At 39.4% G+C, this 26,103-nt stretch carries 24 protein-coding genes and 1 tRNA gene; all 25 read right to left on the minus strand.

All coding sequences use genetic code 11. The features are described from left to right. Positions 1 to 99: 99 nt before the first annotated feature. Positions 100 to 1,068: a universal stress protein gene (locus DV942_RS05265; protein WP_145855840.1), complete on the minus strand. Its 969-nt coding sequence runs from the start codon at positions 1,066 to 1,068 to the stop codon at positions 100 to 102. Between the two features lie 160 nt (positions 1,069 to 1,228). Beyond that, positions 1,229 to 3,709, minus strand: a complete 2,481-nt coding sequence (locus tag DV942_RS05270) for a cation-translocating P-type ATPase (protein ID WP_244950834.1) — start codon at positions 3,707 to 3,709, stop codon at positions 1,229 to 1,231. Positions 3,710 to 4,213: 504 nt separating this feature from the next. Next, positions 4,214 to 4,293, minus strand: a tRNA-Leu gene (locus DV942_RS05275). Between the two features lie 79 nt (positions 4,294 to 4,372). Then, entirely contained in the window at positions 4,373 to 4,684 is a 312-nt protein-coding gene (locus tag DV942_RS05280; protein WP_090981994.1) for a DUF3817 domain-containing protein, read from the minus strand. A 748-nt stretch (positions 4,685 to 5,432) separates the two neighbouring features. Further along, a complete protein-coding gene (hscB, locus tag DV942_RS05285) occupies positions 5,433 to 5,966 on the minus strand; it encodes a Fe-S protein assembly co-chaperone HscB (protein ID WP_145855844.1) in 534 nt (177 codons plus the stop codon). An 80-nt stretch (positions 5,967 to 6,046) separates the two neighbouring features. Continuing rightward, the gene (gene rseP / locus DV942_RS05290) at positions 6,047 to 7,435 is read right to left on the minus strand and encodes an RIP metalloprotease RseP (protein ID WP_145855847.1); all 1,389 of its coding nucleotides are present in this window, start codon (positions 7,433 to 7,435) and stop codon (positions 6,047 to 6,049) included. A gap of 29 nt (positions 7,436 to 7,464) precedes the next feature. Beyond that, positions 7,465 to 8,625, minus strand: a complete 1,161-nt coding sequence (locus DV942_RS05295; protein WP_145855849.1) for a 1-deoxy-D-xylulose-5-phosphate reductoisomerase — start codon at positions 8,623 to 8,625, stop codon at positions 7,465 to 7,467. A gap of 411 nt (positions 8,626 to 9,036) precedes the next feature. After that, a complete protein-coding gene (locus DV942_RS05300) occupies positions 9,037 to 10,584 on the minus strand; it encodes a GH3 auxin-responsive promoter family protein (RefSeq protein ID WP_145855851.1) in 1,548 nt (515 codons plus the stop codon). A 37-nt stretch (positions 10,585 to 10,621) separates the two neighbouring features. Further along, positions 10,622 to 11,410 (minus strand): hypothetical protein, encoded by a 789-nt coding sequence (locus DV942_RS05305; protein ID WP_145855854.1) that lies wholly within the window; start codon positions 11,408 to 11,410, stop codon positions 10,622 to 10,624. A 1-nt stretch (position 11,411) separates the two neighbouring features. Then, positions 11,412 to 12,374 carry a glycosyltransferase gene (locus tag DV942_RS05310; protein WP_145855856.1) on the minus strand — a complete coding sequence of 321 codons (963 nt, stop codon included), beginning with the start codon at positions 12,372 to 12,374 and terminating at the stop codon, positions 11,412 to 11,414. Positions 12,375 to 12,447: 73 nt separating this feature from the next. Beyond that, complete coding sequence (locus DV942_RS05315) at positions 12,448 to 13,401, minus strand: glycosyltransferase family 2 protein (RefSeq protein WP_145855858.1); 954 nt, start codon at positions 13,399 to 13,401, stop codon at positions 12,448 to 12,450. A 113-nt stretch (positions 13,402 to 13,514) separates the two neighbouring features. Beyond that, positions 13,515 to 14,084 (minus strand): DUF4199 domain-containing protein, encoded by a 570-nt coding sequence (locus DV942_RS05320; protein ID WP_145855860.1) that lies wholly within the window; start codon positions 14,082 to 14,084, stop codon positions 13,515 to 13,517. A gap of 13 nt (positions 14,085 to 14,097) precedes the next feature. After that, positions 14,098 to 14,766, minus strand: coding sequence for a hypothetical protein (locus tag DV942_RS05325; protein ID WP_145855862.1), 669 nt, complete (start codon positions 14,764 to 14,766; stop codon positions 14,098 to 14,100). Positions 14,767 to 14,931: 165 nt separating this feature from the next. Beyond that, positions 14,932 to 16,188 (minus strand): dihydroorotase, encoded by a 1,257-nt coding sequence (locus DV942_RS05330; RefSeq protein ID WP_145855864.1) that lies wholly within the window; start codon positions 16,186 to 16,188, stop codon positions 14,932 to 14,934. Then, positions 16,185 to 18,224: a vWA domain-containing protein gene (locus DV942_RS05335; protein ID WP_145855865.1), complete on the minus strand. Its 2,040-nt coding sequence runs from the start codon at positions 18,222 to 18,224 to the stop codon at positions 16,185 to 16,187. The genes DV942_RS05330 and DV942_RS05335 overlap by 4 nt, the downstream gene beginning before the upstream one ends. 249 nt (positions 18,225 to 18,473) lie before the next feature. Further along, positions 18,474 to 18,896 (minus strand): hypothetical protein, encoded by a 423-nt coding sequence (locus DV942_RS05340; protein ID WP_145855867.1) that lies wholly within the window; start codon positions 18,894 to 18,896, stop codon positions 18,474 to 18,476. Positions 18,897 to 19,021: 125 nt separating this feature from the next. Next, entirely contained in the window at positions 19,022 to 20,479 is a 1,458-nt protein-coding gene (locus tag DV942_RS05345) for a nicotinate phosphoribosyltransferase (RefSeq protein ID WP_145855869.1), read from the minus strand. A 19-nt stretch (positions 20,480 to 20,498) separates the two neighbouring features. Beyond that, positions 20,499 to 21,230 carry a metallophosphoesterase family protein gene (locus DV942_RS05350; protein ID WP_145855871.1) on the minus strand — a complete coding sequence of 244 codons (732 nt, stop codon included), beginning with the start codon at positions 21,228 to 21,230 and terminating at the stop codon, positions 20,499 to 20,501. A gap of 1 nt (position 21,231) precedes the next feature. Continuing rightward, a complete protein-coding gene (locus tag DV942_RS05355) occupies positions 21,232 to 21,774 on the minus strand; it encodes an RNA 2'-phosphotransferase (RefSeq protein WP_145855874.1) in 543 nt (180 codons plus the stop codon). A 4-nt stretch (positions 21,775 to 21,778) separates the two neighbouring features. After that, positions 21,779 to 22,420: a DUF4291 domain-containing protein gene (locus DV942_RS05360; RefSeq protein ID WP_145855876.1), complete on the minus strand. Its 642-nt coding sequence runs from the start codon at positions 22,418 to 22,420 to the stop codon at positions 21,779 to 21,781. Between the two features lie 25 nt (positions 22,421 to 22,445). Then, positions 22,446 to 22,967 carry an O-acetyl-ADP-ribose deacetylase gene (locus DV942_RS05365; RefSeq protein ID WP_145855878.1) on the minus strand — a complete coding sequence of 174 codons (522 nt, stop codon included), beginning with the start codon at positions 22,965 to 22,967 and terminating at the stop codon, positions 22,446 to 22,448. Positions 22,968 to 22,977: 10 nt separating this feature from the next. Further along, complete coding sequence (locus tag DV942_RS05370) at positions 22,978 to 23,937, minus strand: ADP-ribosylglycohydrolase family protein (RefSeq protein WP_145855880.1); 960 nt, start codon at positions 23,935 to 23,937, stop codon at positions 22,978 to 22,980. 11 nt (positions 23,938 to 23,948) lie between these two features. After that, positions 23,949 to 24,434: a nucleoside 2-deoxyribosyltransferase domain-containing protein gene (locus DV942_RS05375; protein WP_145855882.1), complete on the minus strand. Its 486-nt coding sequence runs from the start codon at positions 24,432 to 24,434 to the stop codon at positions 23,949 to 23,951. Between the two features lie 6 nt (positions 24,435 to 24,440). Further along, entirely contained in the window at positions 24,441 to 25,274 is an 834-nt protein-coding gene (gene prs / locus DV942_RS05380) for a ribose-phosphate diphosphokinase (protein ID WP_145855885.1), read from the minus strand. A gap of 68 nt (positions 25,275 to 25,342) precedes the next feature. After that, positions 25,343 to 26,035 carry an NUDIX hydrolase gene (locus tag DV942_RS05385; protein WP_186462430.1) on the minus strand — a complete coding sequence of 231 codons (693 nt, stop codon included), beginning with the start codon at positions 26,033 to 26,035 and terminating at the stop codon, positions 25,343 to 25,345. Positions 26,036 to 26,103: the final 68 nt, after the last annotated feature.

Here is a 26,103-nt window from a genome sequence, read left to right on the forward strand (position 1 = left end):
CCTTTACCCACTCAATACGCTGGGGATGATCACAAACCATGGATCACAGCGACTTTCATCGTTTTAGGATCATTTTGGATATATTTTGTCTGGAGATTCTTAGGAAACAACATCCTTATGGCCCTGGGGAAATACGAGCAGCGGGAGTTCGGTAAGCCTGGCCATTTTTTGGCTATGGCTACCCTTCAGCACCCCGTCGAGAAAATCATGCGGACGATGGATCATAGAAAGGCAATCTATTTGCCCGTGTTCACTGAGCCATTCCAGTCCACCCTCAACATCCTTATTGTATACATTTTTATAATATATCTTATCGTAGTTGATGTCTGTCTTCAGCCGGGCAATAAAGTCATTGATCTTTCCTGTTCTCTCGGGCCCCATCCCATTCTCTACAACATGGACGAGAAGCAACTCTGCATTGGATGCTGATGCCAGCACTGCCAGGGACTGGATGGCCTCAAAGTCCGCGGTACTCAAATCGGTTGCGAACGCGATTTTGGTAAAGGGATTGAATTTTACAGTTTTAGGTATAAGCATCAGGGGTAGCTGCGCCGCGTCTATCATGTCCCTGGTACTGCTACCCAGAAAAAACCTCCGCATATCTCCGGCACCGGAAAGCCCCATCACGGCCAGATTAACTTTGGTGGTTAGAACGGCTTCCCGCACGAGATCAGAGATGTCGCCAACCTTTACTTTTACAGAAACTTTGGGAAAGGCTTTATCTGGAAGACCGTTTGAATCAACGATCAGATGGGCAAAGTCTTTCAGCGCTCTTTTGCTCGTGCTGATGACCGAATCATAATCCATTGGCCAAACCATTCCGCCGGGGATGGGCTGTGAAAGCGGAACGGTGATGGCATTACAAAGCATCAGGTGAGCCTTAACCCTTTTTGCAAGTTCGTATGCATAGCGTGACGCATTTTCAGCAGATTCTGAAAAATCGGTCAAAGCAAGTATTGTTTTCATGATCCGGATATTTATCAATTTTTCGCTGGCCGGGCAACTGCACCACCATGTTATGCACCTAAGTTCAGAATTTTCCTTTTTTCCGGCGATGATATCGATCATATATAAATATGTTTTCGATCAGCAGAGCAGATTCAGTACCGATATAGCTGATTACCTTCAAAAAGTCTGCTAAACACCCAAGCTCCTGCTCATCGTTTTTTTTCTCATCCTACAAGCAACAGGCATGATGGGAGTTCCGGAAGGTTTTAACCGAAGCTTTCTATTTTGATTGCTGATATGCCCTGTTTCTCCATTTGACAAGTTCAAACCACGCGACAGAAACAAATCCCAAGACAATGCTAATCAAGAGTCTAACTAAACTAAGGGACTGAAATTCAAAAAATGATGACAAGGGAGGCAAGTAGATCAACGCACCTGAAATGACAACGGTAATGCCTATCATGATGGGAACAAGATTATTCTTGTACCTTATGGTAGTAAAAAGCGAGTAAAAAAAAGAGCGGTTGACCAGCGTGAGCGATATATTTGCGGATATCAGGCAGCTGAACAACATGGTGCGTGTGATTAGCTCATCCGCTCCGTCATTAATCGCATACTGATATGCTGCAAGTGTCCCTGCGGTAATAACCAATCCCTGAATGATACTCATAGATAATTCTTTCCAATTAAAGAAGGTTGAAGTCAGCGGTCTTGGTTGCTGCAGCATTGTATTTTTCTCGATCGGCTCATTCTCATAGATGATCGAACAGGTTGGCCCCATAATCAGCTCTAAGAAAATGATATGAACAGGTGAGAAAATATTAGGATAAATCCAGCCCATGGCCAGCGGTATAAACACGGTTAATACAATGGGAATATGAATGGATATAATATATTGTATGGCCTTTTTCAAATTGGTATAAATGCGCCTGCCCATCGCCACCGCATCAACCATCTTGGATAAATCGTCCTCAAGCAATATCAATGAAGCGGCCTGCTTAGCAATTTCAGTTCCTTTTTTGCCCATAGCGATGTCGATATGAGCAGCTTTCAATGCAGGTCCGTCATTCACCCCGTCACCGGTCATGGCTACTATTTCTTTATTGTTTTTGATTGCATTGATGATCTTTAGCTTGGCCTCAGGAAACATCCGGGTAAAAATATTTACAGATTTGACCTTTTTTCCAAGCTGGGTTAAAGATAGCGGCATCAGCTCATCGCCGCCTATACAATCTTCAGCACCCCTAAAGCCGATCTGCCTTGCGATGGCACCAGTAGTTTGTGCATTGTCTCCGGTGATAATCTTAACAGCGATACCTGCGGCATAAAAGGCATCCAGTACAGCGCTGATATTTTTCTTAGGTGGATCATAGAAAGCCAGGAGTCCCTTAAATGAGAACTCATATTCCTGCTGGTTTTTTGGAAAATTATCCCCTTCAAAACTTGCCTGTCCTACTGCCAAAACGCGATACCCCTCTTTGGCCAACGAAAAAATCGCTTCATTGATGTTTTGCTTTTGAAATTCGCTAAGATGACTTACCATCATAAGTGCCTCTGGAGCCCCTTTGGCTGAGATAATCCGCTGGCCATGGGAGTTTTCAAACAGGTGTGTCATCATAGGGGGCTTCCCTCCCAGCGGATACTCATGAATCATATGGAAGGCATGGCGCTCGTCTTCTGATGAATTTTTAAGGTAGGCATCATGCAGGGCAACATCCATTGGATCGAAGGGTATAGGTTCACTGGCCCGCATACCCAGGGTTAAGATTTCCTGAGTGGCCGAATCGAAAACATGACCTTCAACATCACAGATTTGATTGGTCTGCAGGGCATATATTTTTGTCAGGCTCATCCTGTTCTCGGTCAGGGTTCCGGTTTTATCGGTACAGATTACTGAAGCACTGCCAAGGGTCTCAACGGTTTTCATTTGTTTGACGACAATCCCCATTTTCATCATGCGCCAGGCACCCAGTGCCATAAAGGTTGTAAATGCTACATGGATTTCTTCCGGCAAAATGCTCATTGCTAGGGTCAGTGCCTTGATCAGGCTGTCGAGAATATGTGGAAAGCGGAGGTAGTTTATTAGCCACACGGCGAGGAATACCATACCGCCAACCATTACCATTTTTTTAACAAAATTGTTTATCTGCAGTTCAAGCGGTGTTTTTTCTTCTTTTATCGACTCCAGGCTTTTCCCGATTATGCCCAGGCGGGTCTTATTTCCTATAGCCTGTACGGTGGCAATAGCAAGACCGCTTGCAACAGTGGTTCCGTGAAAGATTAAATTCTCGTCTGAAGAACTGTCTTTATAAACAGCCAGCGACTCGCCGGTGAGCACGCTTTCATTGACAGAGAAATCATTGGAATGAACAATTACTGCGTCAGCCGTTATTGATTTTCCTTCCTCAACCATCAGATAATCCCCTATGACAAGATCTCCTGAGTTTATATCCATCAACATCCCGTTTCTGATCACGCTGCATTTGGGCTGCGAAAAATCTTTTAATTTTTCCAAAGCGTTTCGGCTCCGCGAATCCTGATAGAGGGAGATGGCAGCAACAATTATTACGGCAAGAGAAAGAAAAATACCGTCGCCGGTTTTTCCTGTAAGAAAATAAATCAGGGCCGCAGCCAGCAACAAGATCACCATTGGCTCCTTTATAATTTTTTTGAGGGCATTGAGGAAGGCATTTTCCTTTTTGTAGGACAAGACGTTTGTGCCGTACTTCTCCCGGGAAGCCATTACCTGGATATCGCTCAAACCAAAAACACTAACTGCTTTGCAGCGCCTGGGCATTTTTCATCATATTTTCTATTGAAATGTCGTTTAGCCGCCTAAGGCAAAAGGTATGTCATCTCAAATTTATCACTTGAACAAAAAAATGTATTACTTAAGTCATTATAATTAATGATTTGATATCAAGGGCTTTACCCACCAGTTAATAAGATTCACAAAAGTGGAGAGATCGTCGCGGTAGGTTCTTTTCAGATACAATTAAAACCGGCAATCTGGTTCAGGTTAAAAAAATTAGCTGAGGCCGTTTGCAGGGTTATCATACTGAATCTTCAATGCGAGATCAAGTTGTGCAGAGGCGTAAGAAATGTGAAACTCTTCCTATTCCGATGATCTAAAATTTATGCCTAAAATTAATCTGCATTTTTTTGCTTGAGCCCAGCCGGCCTGACACACACACCTTATAAACAAGAATTTATGGTATAAAAAAAACCGGAAAGAATGTTTCGAAAAACTCTCTTTCCGGCTTTGTACCCGGAGCCGGAGTCGAACCGGCACGGTTTCCCACAGGTGTTTGAGACCAGCGCGTCTACCAATTCCGCCATCCGGGCATTCGTGTTGGACGGGGTTGCAAATGTAGAAATTGAAAGTTAAAATCCAAAAAATATTTTCAATTAATCTATAACTATTTTACTTTATGCTATTTACATTTTCCGGCCGTTCGTCTTTCAGCTTACGATCTACAATAAACGGGGCAAACGGTAGCAAGGAAGCCAAAAAAATTAGGGTTGCTTTACCAAACTTCCATTTTTGCTCCTGCCAGGCCAAAACCAATGTAGCTGCATATAATACGAATAACAAGCCGTGAACCCATCCGGTATACTTAACATATAAGGGAAGGTTAGCAAAGTATTTTAAAGGCATGGCTACAAATAATAAAAGCAGGTATGATATTCCTTCTGCTACGGCTACTTTACGAAAAATAGAAAGGGAACTGTTCATTGATCTGATTGTTTGTTCCGAAAATAAAACAAAGCTTTTTTCTAACAAAAAGTAAAAAATGATTTTACAATAGAGTGTTTTATGAGGTAGAGGGTTTTAAGGTAGAAGGTTTAGGGTTTAGACGATCACCTTACCGAGACTCGGTTGAGTATCAATTGTATATTAACCACAGGGGTCAAAGAGTTAAAGCACAAAAAACACCGAGCGCATTTCTCGGTTATTACACCAAATCTTCGGAAATCGGACCCCAGACCCCGGACTTTTCAGACCAAACCCATCTTTTACCACAGAGCACATTAAGTGAAGGCACAGAGAATACTGAGCGCTTCATCTGGTTATTACAACATATCTTCGGACTCCGGACCCCCGACCCCGGACTTCTCAGACCAACCCCATCTTTTACCACCGAGCACATTAAGTGAAGGCACAGAGAACACTGAGTCCGTCATCTGGTTATTACGACATATCTTCGGACTTCGGACCCCAGACCCCGGACTTCTCAGACCAACCCCATCTTTTACCACCGAGCACATTAAGTGAAGGCACAGAGAACACTGAGTCCGTCATCTGGTTATTACGACATATCTTCGGACTTCCTACTCCGGACCCCGGACTTTCAGACCAATCCCATCTTTTTACCACCGAGCACATTAAGTGAAGGCACAGAGAACACCGAGTCCGTCATCTGGTTATTACAACATATCTTCGGACTTCGGACCCCAGACCCCGGACTTTTGACTCGTTATCATCAAGCCAATTTCTCCCTGATCCTGTCAATGTATTTTTGCCGGTAGAAATTATCTTTGATAGCAGGCAACAGCGCATCAGCTTCTTTTGGATTGCTGTCGAACTGCTTCGTGAGCGCTTGTAGCTCATTAGTTAAATCTTTTTCTATCGTCTCAACATCAAGTTTTACCTGTGTGCGCTTTTCTGCATCTGGCTCAAATTCCAAATCCATTAAAGCCTCATTAATATCCATCATTTCCATTAGAAAAGATTGCGGCAGTTGATAGGATTCATCAGCTGCTACGATACCCTTCAATTCCAATACGTATTTTAAGCGTTTCTTAGCATTGCTTAGCGTTTGGTAAGCCTTGTTGTTCAATGTAGATAATCCCAGTACTTCCTGCTGCTTTTCTTCGCTTTCATTGGCATAAAAATCAGGATGAAACTGTTTGCTCAAAGCATAAAACTTTGCTTTTACTATATTTTGATCCGGATAAAATTGAATTGGTAATTCGTAAAAATCGAAATAATTAATATCTGATGCTGCTACACTCATGAGGTATGTTAAAATTAAAAAGCCGCAGATGTACAGACTAATCAGATCTGCGCATCTGCGGCAATAATATCAATTTGCTTTTACTTACCGAAAGATTTTAAAATATCATTACCAAAGGCAAATACCATTAAACAGATCAGGATAACGAAACCCACAATCTGAGCCCTTTCAAGCACCTTTTCGCTTACAGGCTTACGCTGTACCATTTCGATCAAAAGAAACACCACATGTCCACCATCTAAGCCTGGGATAGGCAGTAAATTCATAAATGCCAAAGCCATAGAGATCAATCCTGTCAGCGTCCAGAATTTAACCCAGTCGAAAGTGCTGCCATAAACCTTTGCAATACCGATCGGGCTGCTGATGTTACGTGCACTCAATTTACCGGTAATCATTTTTCCGATACCTTTGGCATTGTCTACGAATGTACTCCAGGCCATGTTAGCGCCTACCGGAAGCGATTCTATAAAGCCAAAATCTACATGTGCAGTTTCAGGCATTTTCAGGTTAGGAATAATTCCGATTGTACCCTCTTTACTTACTTTAAGATTGAAAGTGATTTCTTTTCCTTTGCGCAAGGCTTTAACCGTAATGGGTTTTAACTTATTCGCAGAGACTTCTTCTTTAAACTGATCAAAAAAAGTGATTGGTTTTCCATTCACAGCTAAAATACTATCACCTGGTTTAATACCAGCAGCATATGCCGGATATACAGGCTTCTCGAATTTTTTTCCAAATAAATTATCAAAAAATGATGGCTTATCTGCTTTCTCATCAGGTGCACTTACCTTTTCCACACGCTCCATGGTATACCTTGGAGAGATAAAATTTTCTTTATCATTTTTAGATATTTTATTTAGAATGGTATCCGGCACGGAGATATAAAGGGTTTTATTATCTCTTAAAATAGTTAATTGTGCCCCATCAAACAATACTTTGCTTGATATCGCGTCTTCAAAGCGGATGAGTTTATTGCCATTGATGGCTAAAATCTTATCTCCGTTTTTCAAACCGATTTCCTTACCAATTGTGCCTACAGAAATACCATCATTGAGTTTACTGTTGACCGTATAATTTTGCCCGATGTTGAAGGTTAACATCCAAAAGATAAAAATACCTACAATTACGTTTACGATAATCCCCCCAAGCATTACGATTAAACGCTGCCAAGCTGGTTTAGAGCGAAACTCCCAAGGTTGTGCAGGCTGGGCCATCTGTTCGGTATCCATACTCTCATCAATCATCCCCGCAATCTTCACATATCCGCCAAGTGGCAACCACCCCACCCCATATTCAACATCACCTTTTTTGAAACTGAAAAGTTTGAAACCCCATGCATCAAAAAATAAATAAAACTTTTCTACTTTAATACCAAATGCTCTGGCTGCCAAGAAATGTCCTAATTCGTGTAATATTACCAATAAAGACAATCCAAGCAGCAGTTGCCCCGCCATAATCAATCCGTTCATATTCGCTTATAAAATTTTTATGTTAGATGTTAAACTTTACTTTTTGTTACTAATCTGCCGGCTAAGATACGGCTATGTTTGTCAGTTTCTAAAAAATCGTTCAATTGTGGTTTCTCTATAAAACCGATTTCTTCCATACACTGTTCAATTACATCACTCATCTGGAGGAAACCGATTTTATCTTCCAAAAATGCCGCGACCACAATTTCGTTCGCCGCATTTAAAATACAGGGCATGTTCCCTCCCTTTTTTAAGGAAGCAAATGCCAGGTTCAGATTCCTGAATGTTTCCATATCTGCCTTTTCAAAGCTGAAAGTCGGATAATCTAAGAAATTAAAACGCTTAAAATTGTTTTTTAGCCTATCGGGATAATTTAATGCGTACTGGATCGGCAGTTTCATATCAGGAACGCCCATCTGGGCTTTCATAGAACCATCGGTAAACTGAACGATTGAGTGAATAATTGATTGAGGATGAACAATTACATCAACTTGATCTACCTCGAGATTAAACAGCCATTTAGCTTCAATTACCTCCAAACCTTTGTTCATTAACGAGGCAGAATCGATGGTAATTTTTGCACCCATTACCCAGTTGGGATGTTTTAAGGCCTGCTCTTTTTTTACAGTTGATAAAAAACCCTTTGTTTTACCTAAAAATGGCCCTCCGGATGCGGTTAAATAAATCTTCTCAATTTCATTTTGTTCCTCCCCCACCAAACATTGAAATATGGCCGAATGTTCCGAATCAACCGGTAAAATTTTAACATGGTGTTGAGCTGCGAGTTGGGTAATCAGTTCGCCTGCGACCACCAGGGTTTCTTTATTTGCAAGCGCGATATTTTTTCCCGCGGTTATAGCTGCAATAGTAGGTTTAAGCCCTACCGACCCCATTAACGCCGTAAGCACAACATCGCTATCCGGATAAGCCGCAACTTCGGACAAGGCGGCTTCGCCTGCCAAAACTTTTATATCAAGGCCATGCAAAGCCTCTTTAACTTCGTTGTACTTGCTTTCATCACAAATTACAACAACTGCAGGCTTAAATTCCTTTGCTTGCTGAATGAGCAATAAAGAATTCTTCAGTGCAGATAACACCACTACTTTAAAAACTCCAGGATGATCCCTGACCACTTCCAAAGCTTGTGTACCTATGCTCCCTGTAGAACCTAATATGGTTATTCTTTTCAAATCTTTTTAATATCGTTTGCTTAATTAAGCTTTATTTATCTCGCCATGGTTCGTGTCCTCACGAACCATTATTCGCATTTCGTTTCGTGAGGACACGAACCGAGGCGATTAGTTATTCTTTTCAATTATTTAATACCGTTTTGCTTAAATCAATTAAGCTTTATTTTATTCCCGCCATGGTTTGCGTCCTCACAAACCATTATTCGCATTTCGTCTCGTGAGGACACGAACCGAGGCGATCAATTATTCTTTCAAATTATTTAATACCGTTTTGCTTAAATCAATTAAGCTTTATTTATTCCCGCCATGGTTTGTGTCCTCACAAACCATTATTCGCATTTCGTTTCGTGAGGACACGAACCGAGGCGGTAGAGGATTGCTTCGTCATTCCTCCTCGCAATGACGGATTCTTTAAACAATATACCGCTCCAACCCTTCCGCCAACTTCCTGTCATTACTCAACCGCGGTACTTTATTTTGTCCGCCTAATTTTCCCTCACTTTTCATATAGTTTACAAAGGCATCTTTTTGCAAAGTACGTATAATCAACGGCTGCAATATATTTCCTTCAATGAGGTCAAAGTAATAAATATTTTTCTTTTGCAAAGCCTCATCCACCTTTTTGCTAAAGGAAGCCAGGTCTTTTGGTGCAGTTGAAAATTCCACAAACCATTCGTGATAAGGCAATTGCCCTTCTTCCGGATTAACATGTGGCGCTACTGTAAATTCTGTAATTTCTACCTGCTCTTCATTCGCTACGCTTAAAATAGCCTGTTCTACCTCTTCTCCTATTACATGTTCGCCAAAAGCAGAAATAAAATGTTTAATCCGCCCTGTCACCACAATTTTGTAAGGGTTTTTAGAAACAAACTTAACGGTGTCACCAATACTGTAGCCCCATAATCCTGCATTGGTATTTAAAATTAATGCATAATTGGTATCCAGTTCAACTTCACCAAGTGATAACCGTGTTGGATGATCATTGTAATATTCATCAGTTGGTACAAATTCGTAAAAAATACCAGCATCAGCCAATAACAATAAACCTTTATCTTTCTGCGAATCCTGATAAGCGATGAATCCTTCTGAAGCCGGATAGGTTTCGATGGCATCAATTTTCCTACCGATACTCTGCTCAATTTTTGCCCGGTAAGGTTCAAAATTTACACCACCATAAATAAAGAGACTGAAATTCCTGAATATTTCGGCAATTCTCTTTCCTCCGGATTTTTCCGAAAGCTTATCGAAATACATTTGTACCCAGGGCGGAATGCCTGAAATCAAAGTCATGTTTTCATTGATGGTTTCCTCCACAATGGCATCTACCTTTTGTTCCCAATCTTCAATGATATTGGTCTCATAAGAAGGCAACCGGTTCTTTTGCAGATAAGCTGGTACGTGGTGGGCCACAATGCCGGATAAACGACCTACATTAATTCCATTTTTTACATTCAACACCGGACTCCCTTGTAAAAAGATCATCTTTCCGTTTACAAAATCAGCCTTTCCCGTTTCGTTGATATAAGTTAAAATGGCATTTCGAGCAGCTTTGATATGCTCAGGCATCGATTCTTTAGAAAGCGGAATATATTTGACACCTGATGTAGTACCTGATGTTTTAGCAAAATAAAGTGGTTTACCTTTCCAAAGCACATCAGCCTCTCCGGCCACAACACGGTCTACATAAGGCTTTAAACCTTCGTAATCATGAATCGGCACATGGTTTTTAAAGTCAGCATAGGTTTTGATATCATTAAAATGATGATCTTTCCCGAAAGCTGTATTTTCGGCGACTTTAACCAGCCGCTTTAATATATCATTTTGAGCATTAACGGCATTATATTTCCATTTGTTGATCTGCCAGACTGCAAATGCCGCAAAGGGTTTACTTAACGCTGCTTTTAATCCCCAGCCTCCTGAAGAAGACTTTTCCTTTCTACCGTTCCGTTCTCTTTCCATAAATTTAATCTGATTTACCCCCCTTCAGGGGTTGGGGTTAAACTATATTATGTAAAATATCCGGATGCTCATCGCCTTTATACTCGCTTGAAATTTTACGGTATGCAACGGTTAAGGCCACACTTGATAGTGGAACAATAATGAATGAACTTAAAATATTTACAATAAAGGCAATTAAAGGCCATTGCAGGTAATTTAATAACAGGTAAATTAAATATCCACCACCCAAAACAACCAATAGCAATAATATCTTAGTGAAATTTCCTTTCGTGGTAGCCAAACTTAATTTGATAGAATCGAATGGTGTTGCACCTTTATCGATAATAAAAAACGGAAAAAATGAAATCCTTAACCAGGTAATGAAAATGGCAATAATCCCTACCGAGATGGCTACATTTTTAACGATCGATAAATTAATCCCGGTATAAATAAATGGAAAAGCGACCAGAATGACAACCAGATAAACACCAAGGATACAGCCTACAAAATAAAGTGTAGCGATCAGAAACCTGATAATCTGCTGTCTGGTTGGGAGTGTATCAACAATCTTCACATCGGTTTCCTCATCATCCATTAAATGAAAGATGTACTTAAACAATGAGAGATTTATGGTAAAATAAAGCAGAACGAAAATAATCACCATGATCACGCTTAAAGCTTTGCTCACATCTTTAATAAAAAAGGCCATTAAACTTGATGCACTGGCGGTAATAAACATCAAAAAACATAAAGTAGCAATAGAGAAATAGTGTTTTCTGGTGATGCCCCAGGCTTTTTGCATCACATCATTAACGGCAAAAGTACTTTCTTTTAAATAATTGATCATGTTATTTGAATACCACACGTTTAAATAAATCCTGTATAAACCCTAAACCATAAGCAGTTAATTGGATAAATGAGGATATAATGCTCAAAAATGCAACTTTTAACGATTTATTTACAGACCATGAATGAAAAAATATCAACATAAAGTAAATCAATAAGAAGAAGTTACAAACATATGCCAATGGAGGATATATAAAGTTACACAAAATAGTGAAACCAAATCCCAATGTAAAAAAGGCAGGAAAAAAATGAACGAGCTTTAACTCTTTTGGAAAATGTTTATATATATTAATCCTGGCCCTGCCAAAAAAATGCAGTTGTTTATAAAACTGGCTAAAGCTGGTGCGGCGCTTATGATAAACCTTTGCATCGGGAATCAAACAAATCTTAAAACCGTTCTCATGTATGCGGATACTGTATTCAATATCTTCGCCTAAACGCGTTAAAATAAACCCGCCTACTTTTTCCCAGGCCTGACGGGAAACGCCCATGTTAAAACTGCGGGGATGGAACTGCCCTACATGCTGTTTGTTTCCACGGATGCCACCGGTGGTGAAAGGCGATGTCATGGCGTAACTGATTGCTTTCTGTACAGGTGTAAAACTGTCATGCGCTGCATCCGGGCCACCATAGGCGTCTAAATGATGCTCGTACAGATAATTTTTAACAATCTCTAAGTAATTGGCCGGAACCAGAATGTCAGAGTCAAAAATAACAAAGTAATCGCCTTTAGCTCTTTCAAAGCCAAAATTACGGGCAAAACCCTGTCCCGCATTCTCCTTGAAATAGTATTTAACATCCAGTCGATCTGCATAAGAAGCAACGATTTCCTTCGCATCGTTTTTAGAGCCATCCTCAATTACCAAAACCTCAAACTGTAAATAAGTCTGTTTAGTTAAAGTGTATAAAAGTTCGTCAATTTCCTGCGGACGATTGTAAAGGGGGATGATGATGGAGAAAAACATTTTTTGGAGGTTGAAGCTTGAGGGTTTAAAGGTTGAGGGTTTGAGCGGATAAAACCTTCCGCATTCTAACCCTCTACCTTAATTCCTTTTCTATCAAATACTGGTTTCTTTCTGGTGCGTTACGGGTTACCAGTTCGGCCACAAAACCTGTCAAGAACATTTGCGAGCCTACAATAATAGCAACCAACGCAATATAAAATAACGGTTGATCAGTAATTTCTCTTTTGTAAGGAATATGTGCGGCAAGGTGATAGAGTTTTTCACCGATCATCCATAGTGCCATAAAAGTACCAATAAGAAAACTTAAAACTCCCAACGACCCAAAAAAGTGCATTGGTCGCTTGCCGAATTTACCCACAAAGAAAATAGAAAGTAAATCTAAGAAGCCATTGATAAACCTGCTGAAACCAAATTTGGTTGTGCCATATTTACGTGCACGGTGTTCTACCACCTGCTCAGCTATTTTACCAAAGCCGGCCCATTTGGCAATAACGGGAATATAGCGGTGCATTTCGCCATATACTTCGATGGTTTTGATTACATCACTACGATAAGCCTTTAAGCCACAGTTAAAATCGTTCAGTTCGATACCGCTCATTTTACGGGTAGCCGCGTTAAAGAGTTTCGTGGGAATGGTTTTCGTAACTGGATCGTAGCGTTTCTTTTTCCAGCCTGAAATCAGGTCCAGTTTCTCTTCTTTAATACGTCGGTACAACTCCGGAATTTCATCAGGACTATCCTGCAGGTCTGCATCCATGGTAATTACCACATCACCCTGTGTAGCTTCGAAACCGACATTTAAAGCGGCAGATTTACCGTAATTGCGCCTAAATTTAATGCCTTTTATGGCAGGGTTTTGAAGTCTCAAATCTTCAATTACAGCCCAGGATCTATCGGTGCTACCATCGTCAACAAGTATAATTTCATAGCTGAAATTATTGGCGATCATCACTTTATCAATCCAGGCCGTTAATTCCGGCAAGGATTCATCTTCATTAAACAAGGGTACTACAATTGATATATCCATTTTTAAGCATAAACCTCACAGGTTTCGGAACCTGCGAGGTTTGTTAAATTAAAACGTGCAAATTTCATCAAATTAAATGATAAAACCTGCACGTTGAAAATTTTGTACAAAAATTAGCCTTCTTTGGGAAACGAGTTAAAGGTAACTGGTTCTTTTCTTTTCAAAATAGCAGCAAGTATGAGCGAAAGCACACCATATAACGCAAGTGAAACGCCAAAACTGGTAAATATATTTTTAAAGGTAGGCTCAAGTTTTTCCTGCATATTGCCGGCTTTGGCCATCGCTTCATCAATTTGTTCGCTGGCCATTCCAAATTTCTCCATCATCGCTCTTTGCGCAGTTTCAATCGCATCTGCAGCCTTCGCCGGAAGATCTGGATCAATAAATTTCATGAGTACTACGTTGTAAAGGGTAGCCGTTAATGCCAAAATTAACGAAACAATCAAAAAAGCTTTGAAAGCTTCTCCAAATGTCCAAAAACCACCAATTTCTTTACGAATGTTAATCCCTACTACTACCAATAAAACGATAAATAAAACAAATATTAATATTTGCGCCATAAAACTGGTGTAAATTAAAACGGGATCGATAAAATGCAGGGTTAGTGATAATACGATTGAAACCGCAGCCAACATTAATCCATTTTTTAAAGCTAATTTGGAAATAAGAGCACTCTTGTCCATTTTTTTTAATTTTTTAGTTATTGATTGTTGTGATCAATGTATAAGATGCAGCGTCGAAAGCTTTGTTACGGCTAAATTGAATTAATTCTTTTTCAGTTTCCTTACTGCCTTCAACATCCAGGAAGAAAACCATAAAAGGCACGAACAATTCCTGCATTTCTTCGCTGATATTTAATTTTGCAGCCGTTTTACAGATCTCTTCTACACTGCTTTCGGCCAGTTGCTGGTTGCTGATCAGCTCTTCGTAAATCTCAAACTCATCCTGAAATTCATCGTCTTCTACCAACAAAAATTCTTTCAGGAAATCACCCAGTTCAGGATCCAAATCTTCATCCTTGCACTCTTTAATATATAACAAGAGATTTAAAAGTTCGGTTCCCCTGTCAATGGTTTCCTCTTCAATATTGGCCCATTCATCGCTTTCCAAATAATCATCTTCCAGTTTTTGCACGTCGCTGCTGAAGAAATTTACCATCAGTAAATCGAAAAATACTTCTCTCAGCTCTTCAAATTTTGGATGCGAATCAAAAACAGCATCAAAAGCGTTAGCCTTATCTAAAAAGTTAACATCCAGTTCAAAAGCAGACAATAATTCTGTTTCAAAACCTTCAACATTGATTGCCGAAATCTCAGCATATTTATTAATTGAAGCACTCAATGCTTTTTTTACTCTATTATCCATGATTAAGATTTTAGGATGATAAGATTGTATGACATGAACAACAAAATTATCATTTCTTGCTTCAGTCTAAGTCCTTATAACCTGTTAATTTACCAATATTTTTTTTACTATATCTTTTGAGAGATCATTAAAAACTTTCTGCCCTCAACTCTCTAAACTTCAACCTTAACTCTCCCAGTATTGATCATTGTTACAAACCAGCTTTACCTTACCCGTAAGCTCGCTACCCAACAGCGGACTATTCGCCGATTTTGAATAATTACTGTCTGCATTATACAGCCATTTTTCGCTTGCATTGAAAACCGTGAAGTTAGCTGACGCCCCTTCTTCAATTACCGGAACTGTTAAATTTAACAATTTGCGCGGATTAATGGCTAATTTTTCGGCAATTAAAGCGATATCCAATCCGGCTTTTAACAACAACGGCAACACCGTTTGTAAGGCCACAATACCGTAATGGGCAATTTCGAACTCTACATTTTTAAATTCTATTTCCTCCGGGCGGTGCTGGGAAGTAATTGCATCAATGGTTCCGTCTTTTAAACCTGCAATTAATGCCTTTACATCAGCTTTTCCACGCAAGGGTGGTTTAACCTTATAATTGCTGTCAAAATCGCTTAAAAGTTCTTCTGTAAATACGAGGTGATGCGCCGTTACATCGCATGAAACCTGAACACCATCTTTTTTTGCCTTACGGATTAAAGCAACTGCACCTGCGGTTGAAATATTGCTGATATGGATTTTGGTCTCGTTATAGCCTGCTAAAAAAATATCGCGTGCAATGTGCATTTCCTCGGCCAATGCCGGCAAACCTTTCATCCCCAGCAGCACTGAATTTTTACTTTCGTTGATCTGCGATTTACCTGCAATTGATTTATTTTCGGGATAAACCATTAACAATGCATCAAAACCTTTGGCATATTGTAAGGCTCTGCTCATAAAGCCGTCGTCTTGCAGGGCTTTATCGCCATCAGAGAAAGCTACAGCACCCGCCTGTTGCATATCGAAAAGTTCAGCCAATTCTTTTGCCTCCCGGTTTTGGCTGATGGCCCCCACAGGAAGAACGTCAACCAGATTATTTTTGGCCTTATTAACGATATATTCGACCTGAGATTTCGACTGTACAACCGGATTGGTTTGCGGTAACAAGGCCAATCCTGTAAATCCGCCAGCTTTCGCCGTTTGTGTTAACGTATCAAGATCTTCCTTCGTTTCAAAACCCGGATCTCCTGCGGCACAATTTAAATCGAAAAACCCTGGTGTTAAAAAAGCACCCTGAGCATCGAAAACGGTTTCATTTTTATCGGCAGATAATTTACCTATGTTCGTGATCTTACCATTTTCTACTCTTACATCGCATTGTTGACTATTGAATTTACTTTGCGGATCGGCAATGGTTACATTTTTAACCAGGAGATTCATATTGTTTTCTTTGTGTTATTAAAAAATCGGATGAGCAAAATTTCTGATGCAATAAAAATCAGCGACAAAATTAGACAAAGTTTCCATAAAGTTTGTCCGATTTTATTGCCACCGGAAATTAATTTAACAGCATCCTTATCGGTATCAAATATTTTCAGGTTACTTTTACCGGCTAATTGCTCCAATTCTGTTTTGCTTAGGTAATGTAAATCAGATTCGGTCCGGCCATTGTTAAAACTATAAACAGCAAGCAGCGAATCAGCAAGTTTCAAGTTATAAAAGCCTGCATTTTTAACCTGATCGGCGATATAGATCAATGTTTTTCCATCTACCTGTCGTATCTCAGGTATGGCTTCGAAATGATCGGCCGTAATTTTTAAACTCTGGTTTTTGCCTATCGCAATTTTTTTACTGGCTAATGTATTATCATTACCAATATGATAATAGAGTGGTATTTCATTCCCCCCACTTAGGGCTAAGCGATAAATTAACGGTACAAAAACCGGATGACGTGCCAGATTTCCATCATTGGCATTCAAACCGGTGGCCGACAAATAAATCTGCCCATTCCCTATCCCATATTTAGCAAAAAAAGTTCTTCTACCCTCCAATGACATGATATCTTCTTTATTAGATGTGTTTTTCTCCACAAAAGAATAATAACGTGAAACCGTTGGCAAATCCAGATTTTTAGGAATTTCTTCAAAAACAGTCTTGAAAATTGGATTTTGAAGATCAATCTGATCAACTCTACTTGGGGTAGTATTTAGCCCCTGAATGGTGGGAAGCGACAATCCACTTAAAAATGAATTATAAGTTTGGATATCGGCATCCAGATCTGGAAAAAGCACAACTGTACCCCCTGCTTTGAGATAGGTTCTTAGCTGTTGTGCCAGTCCGCTGGAAGGATTTTTCAACCCATTCAATACAATTAAGCCATAATTGGTAAAATTGCTATAGTTGATGTTGCTTTCTGCATTTTCAGCCAATTTGTAATATCCGTCAGCTGCAAATAAGGCTTTGATATAATTACCCGCATCAGGCCCGTTAATACTTAAAACCGGGAAACTTTTATCCACTTTAAAGCTGAATGAAAGGGTATCATCAAAGGTTACGGGAAAATCTTTAATACTCACTACACCTTTTTGCCACCCAGCATTAAGTCCAGAGAAATTCAGGGTATCTTTCACTGTTTTACCCGCAGGAATGGTTACTGAACCCAATCCTTTTTGCTGGTTGTTAAGGCTTAGTTTTAAGGGAATATTTTTTGCATCTTCTTCCGAATAATTTTTTAGCTGTACTACTAAACGTTCATTTGCACCTGGCTGATGATTTGGTGAAAGTGTCCAAACGCTATCTACCGCAACATTGGCTAAGGTATTCGCATTCAATTTTAAAAATGAATATTGAATATCCGTTTTGGTTTCGAGTTTTTTGGTGGATAGGATATTTTTTTGAAAATCGGAGATTAAGAAGCTGTATTTATTTTCAGCGCCTGATAAAAAATTTTCCTGACGGTTTAAAATCTGCTGGAGATTGCGGCTCGCTGCCGAGATTTTCACCTCATCCAGTGCTTTTAAAAATGCTTCTTCATTTAACAAACGCTGGTGTTTCCCTTCGAAATCGTTTGTTAATAACTGAAACCGGTCGTTCACTCCGAAACCTTTAACCAGTTCTTTTGCCCTACGTTTTGCCTCGTCCAATAAACTGCCGTCTTTATTAACGGCTTCCATACTGTAAGAGTTATCGATGTAAATACTAACTATATTGTTTAATGCCGTAGCTTTTTGGTTGTGAGCAGGAATGTAAGGCTGGGAAAATGCGAGCACTAAAAAGATGATCGCTAAAATCCGCGATGCAAGAATAAGCAGGTTTTTAAGTTTTTCTTTTGATGAATTTTGCTGCTCTACTTCTTTTAAAAGCTGAACATTAGAGAAATAAACCTTTTTAAATTTCCTGAAATTGAATAAATGAATGATAACCGGAATGGCAACCGATAGTAGTGCAAAAAGAAAGCCCGGATAAAGGAAATTCATTAAAAACCAAAGATAGAAAAAATATGGAATTGGGGATAATATTCCTCCTTAATTATTAAGTTGCGTCATCTAGACTGGAGCACCGCGGAATGGAGAGATCTAGCGAGATAGATTTAGCTTCGCTGAGCACTTCGTGGTTCTCGACTGCGTTGCACTCCGCTCGAAATGACGGCACTTACGAGAGTTTATGGGATAAACTATCCCTTAAGATGAAGTTTGGTGGAATAAAAATATTCTCAACTTTTCAACCTAATAACTAAACCCGGGAAATTCGATATTTACAATTTTCCATTGGCCATTGCTTAATGCAAAATACAATTTAAAAGGTCCGCTTATAATTTTAGATTGTTTTTGAATCACATCCCGGTAACCCGCAATGCCCTCCACAAAGCCCATGCCTTTAACCTCATCAAATAATTCGAAATTAACATCAATAATATCATAACGCCCCCCAACATATTCGTCTGATTGTCCGAAAATACCTTTCAAACGCCCAATGATCACATCTTTGCCAATAATTTTATTTCCAGGCAGGATAAAAAAACCGTTCAGTTCCATTGTAATCGCCTTTGATTGTTTAAACCATGCGTTCATAAACCTGATGGCACTATTTACGATATCAGCCTGATGGTTAAAAATAGGTGTTTCCTGCATTTCTTTGATGTCTTTCATTGAATGAGGTGCAGCTAACAACTAATATTTCATGCTGAGCCTGTCGAAACCCTTTATTATTGTCCTTCGACAGACTCAGCGTGAAAGTTTTATAGTATTGATACAGCCTCAAAAACTTGGCGAAGTTAACTATTCTTTAGCCTTTCTCTAATTTCGGCAAGAGAATAATCAATTAACAGTTTGCCATCTCTGAAAACTTCTTTTAATTCACCCTGCGCTTCTTCTTTCCAGGTACACTGATCTTTTAGTTCATACTCTCCCTGGGCATTTTTAAAAATCTGTAATAAACCTTTTGCTGATTTTTTGGTACCATCATCGGTAATGGGATCTTTAAATATTTCACGACCAACACCATCTACTTCGCCGTAGGTGGCTTTCATAGCGAAACCAAAAGTATCGCGTGTATTATATTGGTAAGTAAAAGATCCGATGCCAAACACTACATTGGTAGATGCAAAACCTTTGGCTTTTAAACGCTCACAGATCTGTGTAGCCCGCTCAGTGGTAATGCTATCGCCATAAATCGCACCAATTTGAGGCACGAGTTCTTTAAAGCCCTTATCATTAGTTTTTCCGCCAAAAACATTCCAAAGCAGTTCGATTACACCTTTTTTTTCGTTTTCATTTTTGCCGTCCGGATTTCCACAGATAATATCAACAGGATCACCAGAATCAGGCCTGATAACCACCTTACCAGGTCGGGCAACAATATCATCTTTCAATACAGGCAGGTATTCTGTTAACACTTTCCACAAATCCCAGGTATCAGAAACGATGGAAACTATTCCTTTTGGATAAACTTCTAAAATCAATCTTTTAAAAGTTTCGAGTTCTCCGGTATTCGTACCCATACACATCACCGAATGTTCTGTAGCCGCTACAGAGCCGCCGATCAATTCCTGATCTGAATCTGCTTTATAATATTCTTCCAAAAAATCGATCGCCGGAATGGTATCTGTACCTGTAAAACTTAACAAGTGACCAGCTGCTGAGGTTACTGCCGCTTCTATTCCACCCATACCGCGCATAGAAAAATCGTGACCTTGCCAATCTACAAATTCAGGAACGGATGAAGTTTCTGTTGCATATTGATCTAAAATGCTACGGTATTGTTTGGCAATGGTGGCCGAATTACATGGTAACCACACCACAGCTGATAGTAAAGTTTCAAAATAATTGGTCAGCCAGAAGAATTCAGGTTTGGTATTGTACATCGTAAACATCGGTACGCGCAAAGGTACTTCAGCCCCTTCCGGAAGTGATTTAAAAACCATAGGAATATAACCCAGATCGTGCAAATCGGCAATGTGCTGCGTGCCTACCAGGTTTTCGCCAAGGTAATTATTGATTCTACGCGCATACTTACCTAAAATTTCGTCTTTTGGCCGTTTGAAGAAATTTCGGTCAAAATCTTCGATAATGTATTTTTTAATAAAATATTGCAAGCCAAAAAGTACAACATGATTTACGTTTTCGAGCCTGCTTTTTCTAGGTGTCCAGTTAGAATAAACCAATGTGGTATTTTCAGGGTACTGTCTTCGGTGGTCAACTTTATAACCATCTGTTAATAATAATGGATTCATGGTTTGATGTATTTTGATCTTATTTATTTCTTCCTTTTTCGTTTGGATACAGGCTTTGTAGTGTATCACTTTGCCAAAATTGTTTAGTTTCGATATCTAAACAGCTTAATTTTCCGGTAAATGCTGCACCGGTATCAATATTCCAAACATTACAACCCTGCATGGGCAAATTTGTGTTATAATAAAGCGTTGGCGTATGGCCAATGTAGATTTCGTGGTACAACAATAAACGTTTCGGATAAATTGCTGCATCTTTTTTAATCCGGTTATCCATGGCCAGGGCCATTTCCCAAAGCGTTCTGTCCCACGAATAATTTGATGAATAGCGCTCTTTTTCTGGTCCGTGCATGGAAGAAAAACCTGCATGGATAAAAAGGTTGTTCTGCCCATCTACATGATAATCTTTCATTCGCTTAAAGAAATTTAAGTGTTCTTTCTTCGCACCATCAGATAAATTGCGATAGCTCTCCATGGTTAATTTACCTCCATGCACAAACCAAACCTCATCTACAATGCCTTTTTCGAGCCAGTCTATACACCAGGCATCATGGTTGCCTTTGATAAAGATGCATTGATGACTTTCGTCCAGGCGGATCAAATGATCAATTACCTGTGCGGATTCACTCCAGCCATCCACATAGTCTCCCAGAAAGATGAGCTTATCTTCGTTTGAAACGTCTGCACGTTCGAATAACTGGATCAGGCCTTTTAATCCGCCATGAATATCCCCTATTACCAATGTCCTGCCCATGTTAAAATGTGATATATTCAGCAGGTACAACAGCTGTAAGCCATACGTTGTTGGCTGATAAATAAAATTTATATCCTGCTTTGTTCATTGCTTTACTGTTAATAATGAGGATAATCGGCTTTCCTCTCCTGCCTCCTACTTTAATGGCGGTTTCTTTATCGGCACTTAAATGCACGTGCTGTCTGCTCATTTTCTGCAATCCCTGCGCTTTAATATCAGGCAGGAATTTTTCAACTGTGCCATGATATAGGTATGCTGGCGGTTCCCCCTCATCAAGGCCCAGCGCTATTGAAATGGAATGCCCTTGATTTGCCCTTATTTTGGTTTTATCTGCGTTAAATGCAAACCTTTTTTTATCGTTATGCTCTACAACATATTCAAGCAGTTCAAAATCTAATTTTAAATCATAAAGGTCAAATCTGGCAATCAGTTCATCCACCTCAGCCCAGCCATTTTCATCCAGCTTGAGCTTTATGGTTTCCGGTGAATGCCTCAAAATGTAACTTAACGACTTACTGATGCCTTTTGTTATCTTATTATCCATGTGTTTATCCCTTTGTAATTTTCAACTTCCGGTTTAACATTTCATCGTTAAAAATGAGAGGTTTCTCAGAGGGAGTAATTAAGTTGTCCAGTGTTCCATTTTGAACAAACCGATATTGTTCTTTCACAAACTCACTAATATCTTCAATCAATAAAATATCATCTGTCGCAAAAGACCTGATAAAATTATCCCTTAATCCGATCTGGATGGCCCTTCTTTCTTGTTTTGAGCCACAAGGATCGTGATCTGGATCCCACTGTAACCTAATATTGGAATTTTCGATTTCATCTCTCCATTCTTCATGAGAAATATTTTTGGATTGATCATATGAGGTGTAAACTCCATTTTGGAGATAATTGCAAAATGCTGAAATTTTAAGGTGTATAGCCAATGTCACTTCCTGACCTTCTTTTGTTCCCCAACCACTTCTATACATCATCCATAAAAAATTGGGTTTTATCCAGGTCATTCTGCTAAAACTGAACTTTCCTCCAAAATATTGGTTTTTGATTGCAAATTCAGCTATTTCTTTTCGGTAAGCCTGGTAAACTATGATTTTTTCATCGTCATACTGAGCCATAATATGGCATCCTGACTGTGGCCATTCTAATATTTGATCTTTATATTTTTTTAGTTTGATTTTCATTCTGTTATACTATTAATGACTCGTCTCACTGATTAATGCGATTGAGTTTCTCTTCATAGATTAAGTAATTCTCATCGTCAAAACAAACGAAGATTACCTTTTCTATTTTTTCATTTTGAGCAAAATTATTTACCGTTCTAATGGCAATTTCTGCTGCTTTATCTTTCGGGAAATGATAAATCCCGGTGCTGATGTTAGGAAAAGCGATCACCTTTATGTCATTTTCTACTGCAAGCATCAAACTGTTTCGGTAACATGCTGCAAGCAGTTCATTATTTCTTTCACTTTCACCATTCCAAACCGGCCCAACGGTATGGATCACATATTTTGCAGGTAAATTACCTGCAGTTGTAATTACCGCATTGCCAGTGTCGCACTTCCCTTGTTTATTTCTGATGGCCATACATGCATCTAAAATCGCTTTGCCGCCTTTTCTGTGGATAGCGCCATCAACTCCACCACCACCTAATAACGAACTGTTCGCTGCATTAACAATGGCATCGGCTTTAATTGTGGTTATATCCGCTTTAACTAATTCTATGATCATCAACTTTTACTTAAAATTCCTCACTTACGTTCCTCAGTACAGTATTCATTTTTTCGCAAAGTTTTTCAATTTCGGCTTTCTTTGCAATGGAGTCGATCCAATTTTTTGGAATACATTCAAAACCATAGATTAAACCAGCTAAACCACCGGTAATTGCGCCTGTTGTATCGGTATCCTCGCCCAGGTTAACCGCTTTTAGAACAGCATCTTCATAAGATCCGGTTGTTAGGATAGACCACAAACCCGCTTCCAGGCTATGCAAAACATATCCTGAAGAATAAATATCATTTTCACCAACAGTTGAAATATCGTCTGCCAAAACCCTTTTAAACAAATCAATTTCCTGTTGTTCAAAATCATGATCTGAAATAAAATCTTTAAGCTTGAGCTGCATATTGGTGTAAGCTTCGCGTTTTTCAATTCCTTTTAATAGCTCCAAACCATAAATGATGTAGATAAAGCAGGCAAAAACGGAACGAAAATGTGCATGAGTGATAGATGAAACTTCTTTTACGTATTTAAAAACAATCTTCAGGTCTTTTTCATCCTGCAGATAAAACAATAAGGGTAAAATCCGCATTAATGATCCATTTCCATTATCTGTTTCAGCTGCTCCGCCACATAAAACAGGATCGGCCCCATGTTTTATCATATTAATTGCCGCTGTTGTAGCAATTCCGATATCAAAAACTTTTCCATGAGACGTCCAGATTTCAGCATTAAACCATTGAAGAAATTTTTGTGAGATATCATCCAGATTATAACCACCACACAGACTTTCAGCAAGGCAAAGCGCAAGCGAGCTATCGTCGCTCCAGGTGCCTGCGGGCTGACGATGCGTACCGTAGCCCATCATATCCATAACCGGGTTCCGTTTTAAATATGCCCTGGTTTTAAATTCTACCGGCACTCCTAAAGCATCTCCAACTACCAGTCCGAAAATTGCGCTATGAATAATCATGTCTTTCATCTTTTTCGCTTTTATTTACTTTCTACCAAATTTTTAAGCCTTGCCACTACAGCAGCACTAAGTTTATCGAAGGTATCGTACTGATCGATTCCTTTCCGCTTACAAACGATATCGATATTACCCTTTCTCCAAAACCCTTCCTCACAGCAAACCATCAGCTTTCCCGAGTCGGCAAACAGACCTAACTCCATCATCGAAATGGGTGATTTGGAATTTGCTTTAAGGAATAACAAAATCACATCAGCACTTTCCATCGCATCCAGTTCCCAGTTTACCTGCCCGCTGAACCATATATTTTCGATCGACTGTGTCCAGCTGTGATCCCAGAATTTTCTTCGTGGATTGAAAACGACTACATCATCCAAAGTTTTTTCCCTATTTGCCTGATGAATAAATTCTTGTTGCCAATCAACCGAATGTCCCATATCAATGGTTCCGGCAAGAAATACCGACACATCATACGGCGAAATAATCTCTGGAGGTAGTACCGTTCTCATATTATTCTATAAAATATCCATTAATTTTATCTGCGTTACGCCGGCATGATCAACATCTTTGATCGAATCTGTTGTAAAAATCTGCTCAAAGTATGGATCAAACACCTCAAAGCCTTTACTGAATATGCCATGACTGATCGCCAGATATAATTTTCCTGCGTTTTTAGCCTTTAGTGCCTCTGCCAAACCGATAAAGGTTCCGCCACCATCGCAGATATCGTCTACAATTAAACAATCTGCCCCGGCCAGATCTTCGCTATATACTTTAAAACCAGAAAGTTTTCCAGTTTTTACGTCGCGGCTTTTGGAGCATTCTACTACTTCTGTCCCGCCTAAAAATTCAGAAACTTTATAAATTTTCTTCAAAGCCCCTCCATCAGGGGAAATCAGCTTTACCTCATTCCCAATTTTCCCAATCACCTGTTTTATAAATTCATGATTAGAAATGGTCACACAGTTATTCAGCAATGCCGGAGTCACTTCGCTATGCGGATCGAAAATGGTAACACTTGCCAACGCCATTGCATTAATCATATCAGCATAAACTTTTACCGATAAAGGCTCTCCGGGAACCATTACCCGATCTTGCCTCGCCGCCGGAAAATATGGAATGAAAAGATTAATTTCCTTTACGCCCATTCTTTTCAAGGCATCAACGGTAATGCAGATCAGACCTAAATCATTAAAGGAATTTATTCGATGTGTGATGGTAACAGGTTTGGTTACATCAAAATTATTTGAAATTTTTACATGTGGCTCGCCACCTGCAAATAAGAAAGATTTGTGCTCGATTAAGTTATTTTCGCCTAGCGGAGTAAAACTTGGATGAAGATTTAACATATATTTGCGTATTATTTACACAAATATAAAAATCATTATTAGAATACAAAAAATAATTTGTGTTTATTTTACGCAAACCTAATATCAAACTGAAAATTTTCTTTTAAAAGCTGATTATATTTTGCTTTATCAAAAGTGAAAAGTTTTCCTGGACGTCCACTAGACCCTATTTTGACCACTTTATCGGTTTCCGTAACAATCCCAAAGCTTAATATTTTTTTTCTGAAATTTCTCCTGTCTATATCCCGCTCCAAAATAGAGCAATATAAATTTTCGAGGTCGGAGAACAGAAACTCCTGGTCCAGGAGGTCGAATCCGATAGGCTGATAAGTCAATTTACTTTTTAAACGTTGGTGAGCAAGTTTAACCATTTCATTATGATCATATCCCAATACTGGCAACTGCGCTACATCAAACCATTTGGCATCTTTGGCATCGGTATCAGCCTTGAGTACAAAATTCTTAGGATTTACCAAGGCAAAATAGGCTACAGAAATCACCCTGAAACGTTCGTCGCGCTTAACGTTGTCGCCGAATGTTGCTAATTGCTCCAGATAATTCACTGTTATCCCTGCTTCTTCCCTAAGCTCACGTTCCACTGCATTTATTAAAGGTTCGTCATTCAAAATAAATCCACCGGGCAATACCCACCGGTCGGCGAGTTTACCAAAGCGCTGTTGAACGGCCAACACATAGAGTGTTCCCTTTTCATAGCCGAATACAATGGCATCAACGGCAATTTTAATGTTTTGATCGATCATCCCTTAATTTGTGTAAAAACAACACAAAATTAGTGCTTTTCAGGTAAAAGACCGAATGCTATACTTAA

Origin of the sequence: Pedobacter suwonensis (genome assembly GCF_007833675.1) — a bacterium.
GTDB classification, from domain to species: Bacteria; Bacteroidota; Bacteroidia; order Sphingobacteriales; family Sphingobacteriaceae; genus Pedobacter; species Pedobacter suwonensis.

Bases quoted from the DNA above. Each gene is read 5' to 3' on its own strand.
- DV942_RS05265 (WP_145855840.1), bottom strand. From the start codon at position 1,068: ATGATCGATATCATCGCCGGAAAAAAGGAAAATTCTGAACTTAGGTGC.
- DV942_RS05280 (WP_090981994.1), bottom strand. From the start codon at position 4,684: ATGAACAGTTCCCTTTCTATTTTTCGTAAAGTAGCCGTAGCAGAAGGA.
- hscB (WP_145855844.1), bottom strand. From the start codon at position 5,966: ATGAGTGTAGCAGCATCAGATATTAATTATTTCGATTTTTACGAATTA.
- rseP (WP_145855847.1), bottom strand. From the start codon at position 7,435: ATGAACGGATTGATTATGGCGGGGCAACTGCTGCTTGGATTGTCTTTA.
- DV942_RS05300 (WP_145855851.1), bottom strand. From the start codon at position 10,584: ATGGAAAGAGAACGGAACGGTAGAAAGGAAAAGTCTTCTTCAGGAGGC.
- DV942_RS05305 (WP_145855854.1), bottom strand. From the start codon at position 11,410: ATGATCAATTATTTAAAAGAAAGTACTTTTGCCGTTAATGATGTGATG.
- DV942_RS05310 (WP_145855856.1), bottom strand. From the start codon at position 12,374: ATGTTTTTCTCCATCATCATCCCCCTTTACAATCGTCCGCAGGAAATT.
- DV942_RS05315 (WP_145855858.1), bottom strand. From the start codon at position 13,401: ATGGATATATCAATTGTAGTACCCTTGTTTAATGAAGATGAATCCTTG.
- DV942_RS05320 (WP_145855860.1), bottom strand. From the start codon at position 14,084: ATGGACAAGAGTGCTCTTATTTCCAAATTAGCTTTAAAAAATGGATTA.
- DV942_RS05325 (WP_145855862.1), bottom strand. From the start codon at position 14,766: ATGGATAATAGAGTAAAAAAAGCATTGAGTGCTTCAATTAATAAATAT.
- DV942_RS05330 (WP_145855864.1), bottom strand. From the start codon at position 16,188: ATGAATCTCCTGGTTAAAAATGTAACCATTGCCGATCCGCAAAGTAAA.
- DV942_RS05335 (WP_145855865.1), bottom strand. From the start codon at position 18,224: ATGAATTTCCTTTATCCGGGCTTTCTTTTTGCACTACTATCGGTTGCC.
- DV942_RS05340 (WP_145855867.1), bottom strand. From the start codon at position 18,896: ATGAAAGACATCAAAGAAATGCAGGAAACACCTATTTTTAACCATCAG.
- DV942_RS05345 (WP_145855869.1), bottom strand. From the start codon at position 20,479: ATGAATCCATTATTATTAACAGATGGTTATAAAGTTGACCACCGAAGA.
- DV942_RS05350 (WP_145855871.1), bottom strand. From the start codon at position 21,230: ATGGGCAGGACATTGGTAATAGGGGATATTCATGGCGGATTAAAAGGC.
- DV942_RS05355 (WP_145855874.1), bottom strand. From the start codon at position 21,774: ATGGATAATAAGATAACAAAAGGCATCAGTAAGTCGTTAAGTTACATT.
- DV942_RS05360 (WP_145855876.1), bottom strand. From the start codon at position 22,420: ATGAAAATCAAACTAAAAAAATATAAAGATCAAATATTAGAATGGCCA.
- DV942_RS05365 (WP_145855878.1), bottom strand. From the start codon at position 22,967: ATGATCATAGAATTAGTTAAAGCGGATATAACCACAATTAAAGCCGAT.
- DV942_RS05370 (WP_145855880.1), bottom strand. From the start codon at position 23,937: ATGAAAGACATGATTATTCATAGCGCAATTTTCGGACTGGTAGTTGGA.
- DV942_RS05375 (WP_145855882.1), bottom strand. From the start codon at position 24,434: ATGAGAACGGTACTACCTCCAGAGATTATTTCGCCGTATGATGTGTCG.
- prs (WP_145855885.1), bottom strand. From the start codon at position 25,274: ATGTTAAATCTTCATCCAAGTTTTACTCCGCTAGGCGAAAATAACTTA.
- DV942_RS05385 (WP_186462430.1), bottom strand. From the start codon at position 26,035: ATGATCGATCAAAACATTAAAATTGCCGTTGATGCCATTGTATTCGGC.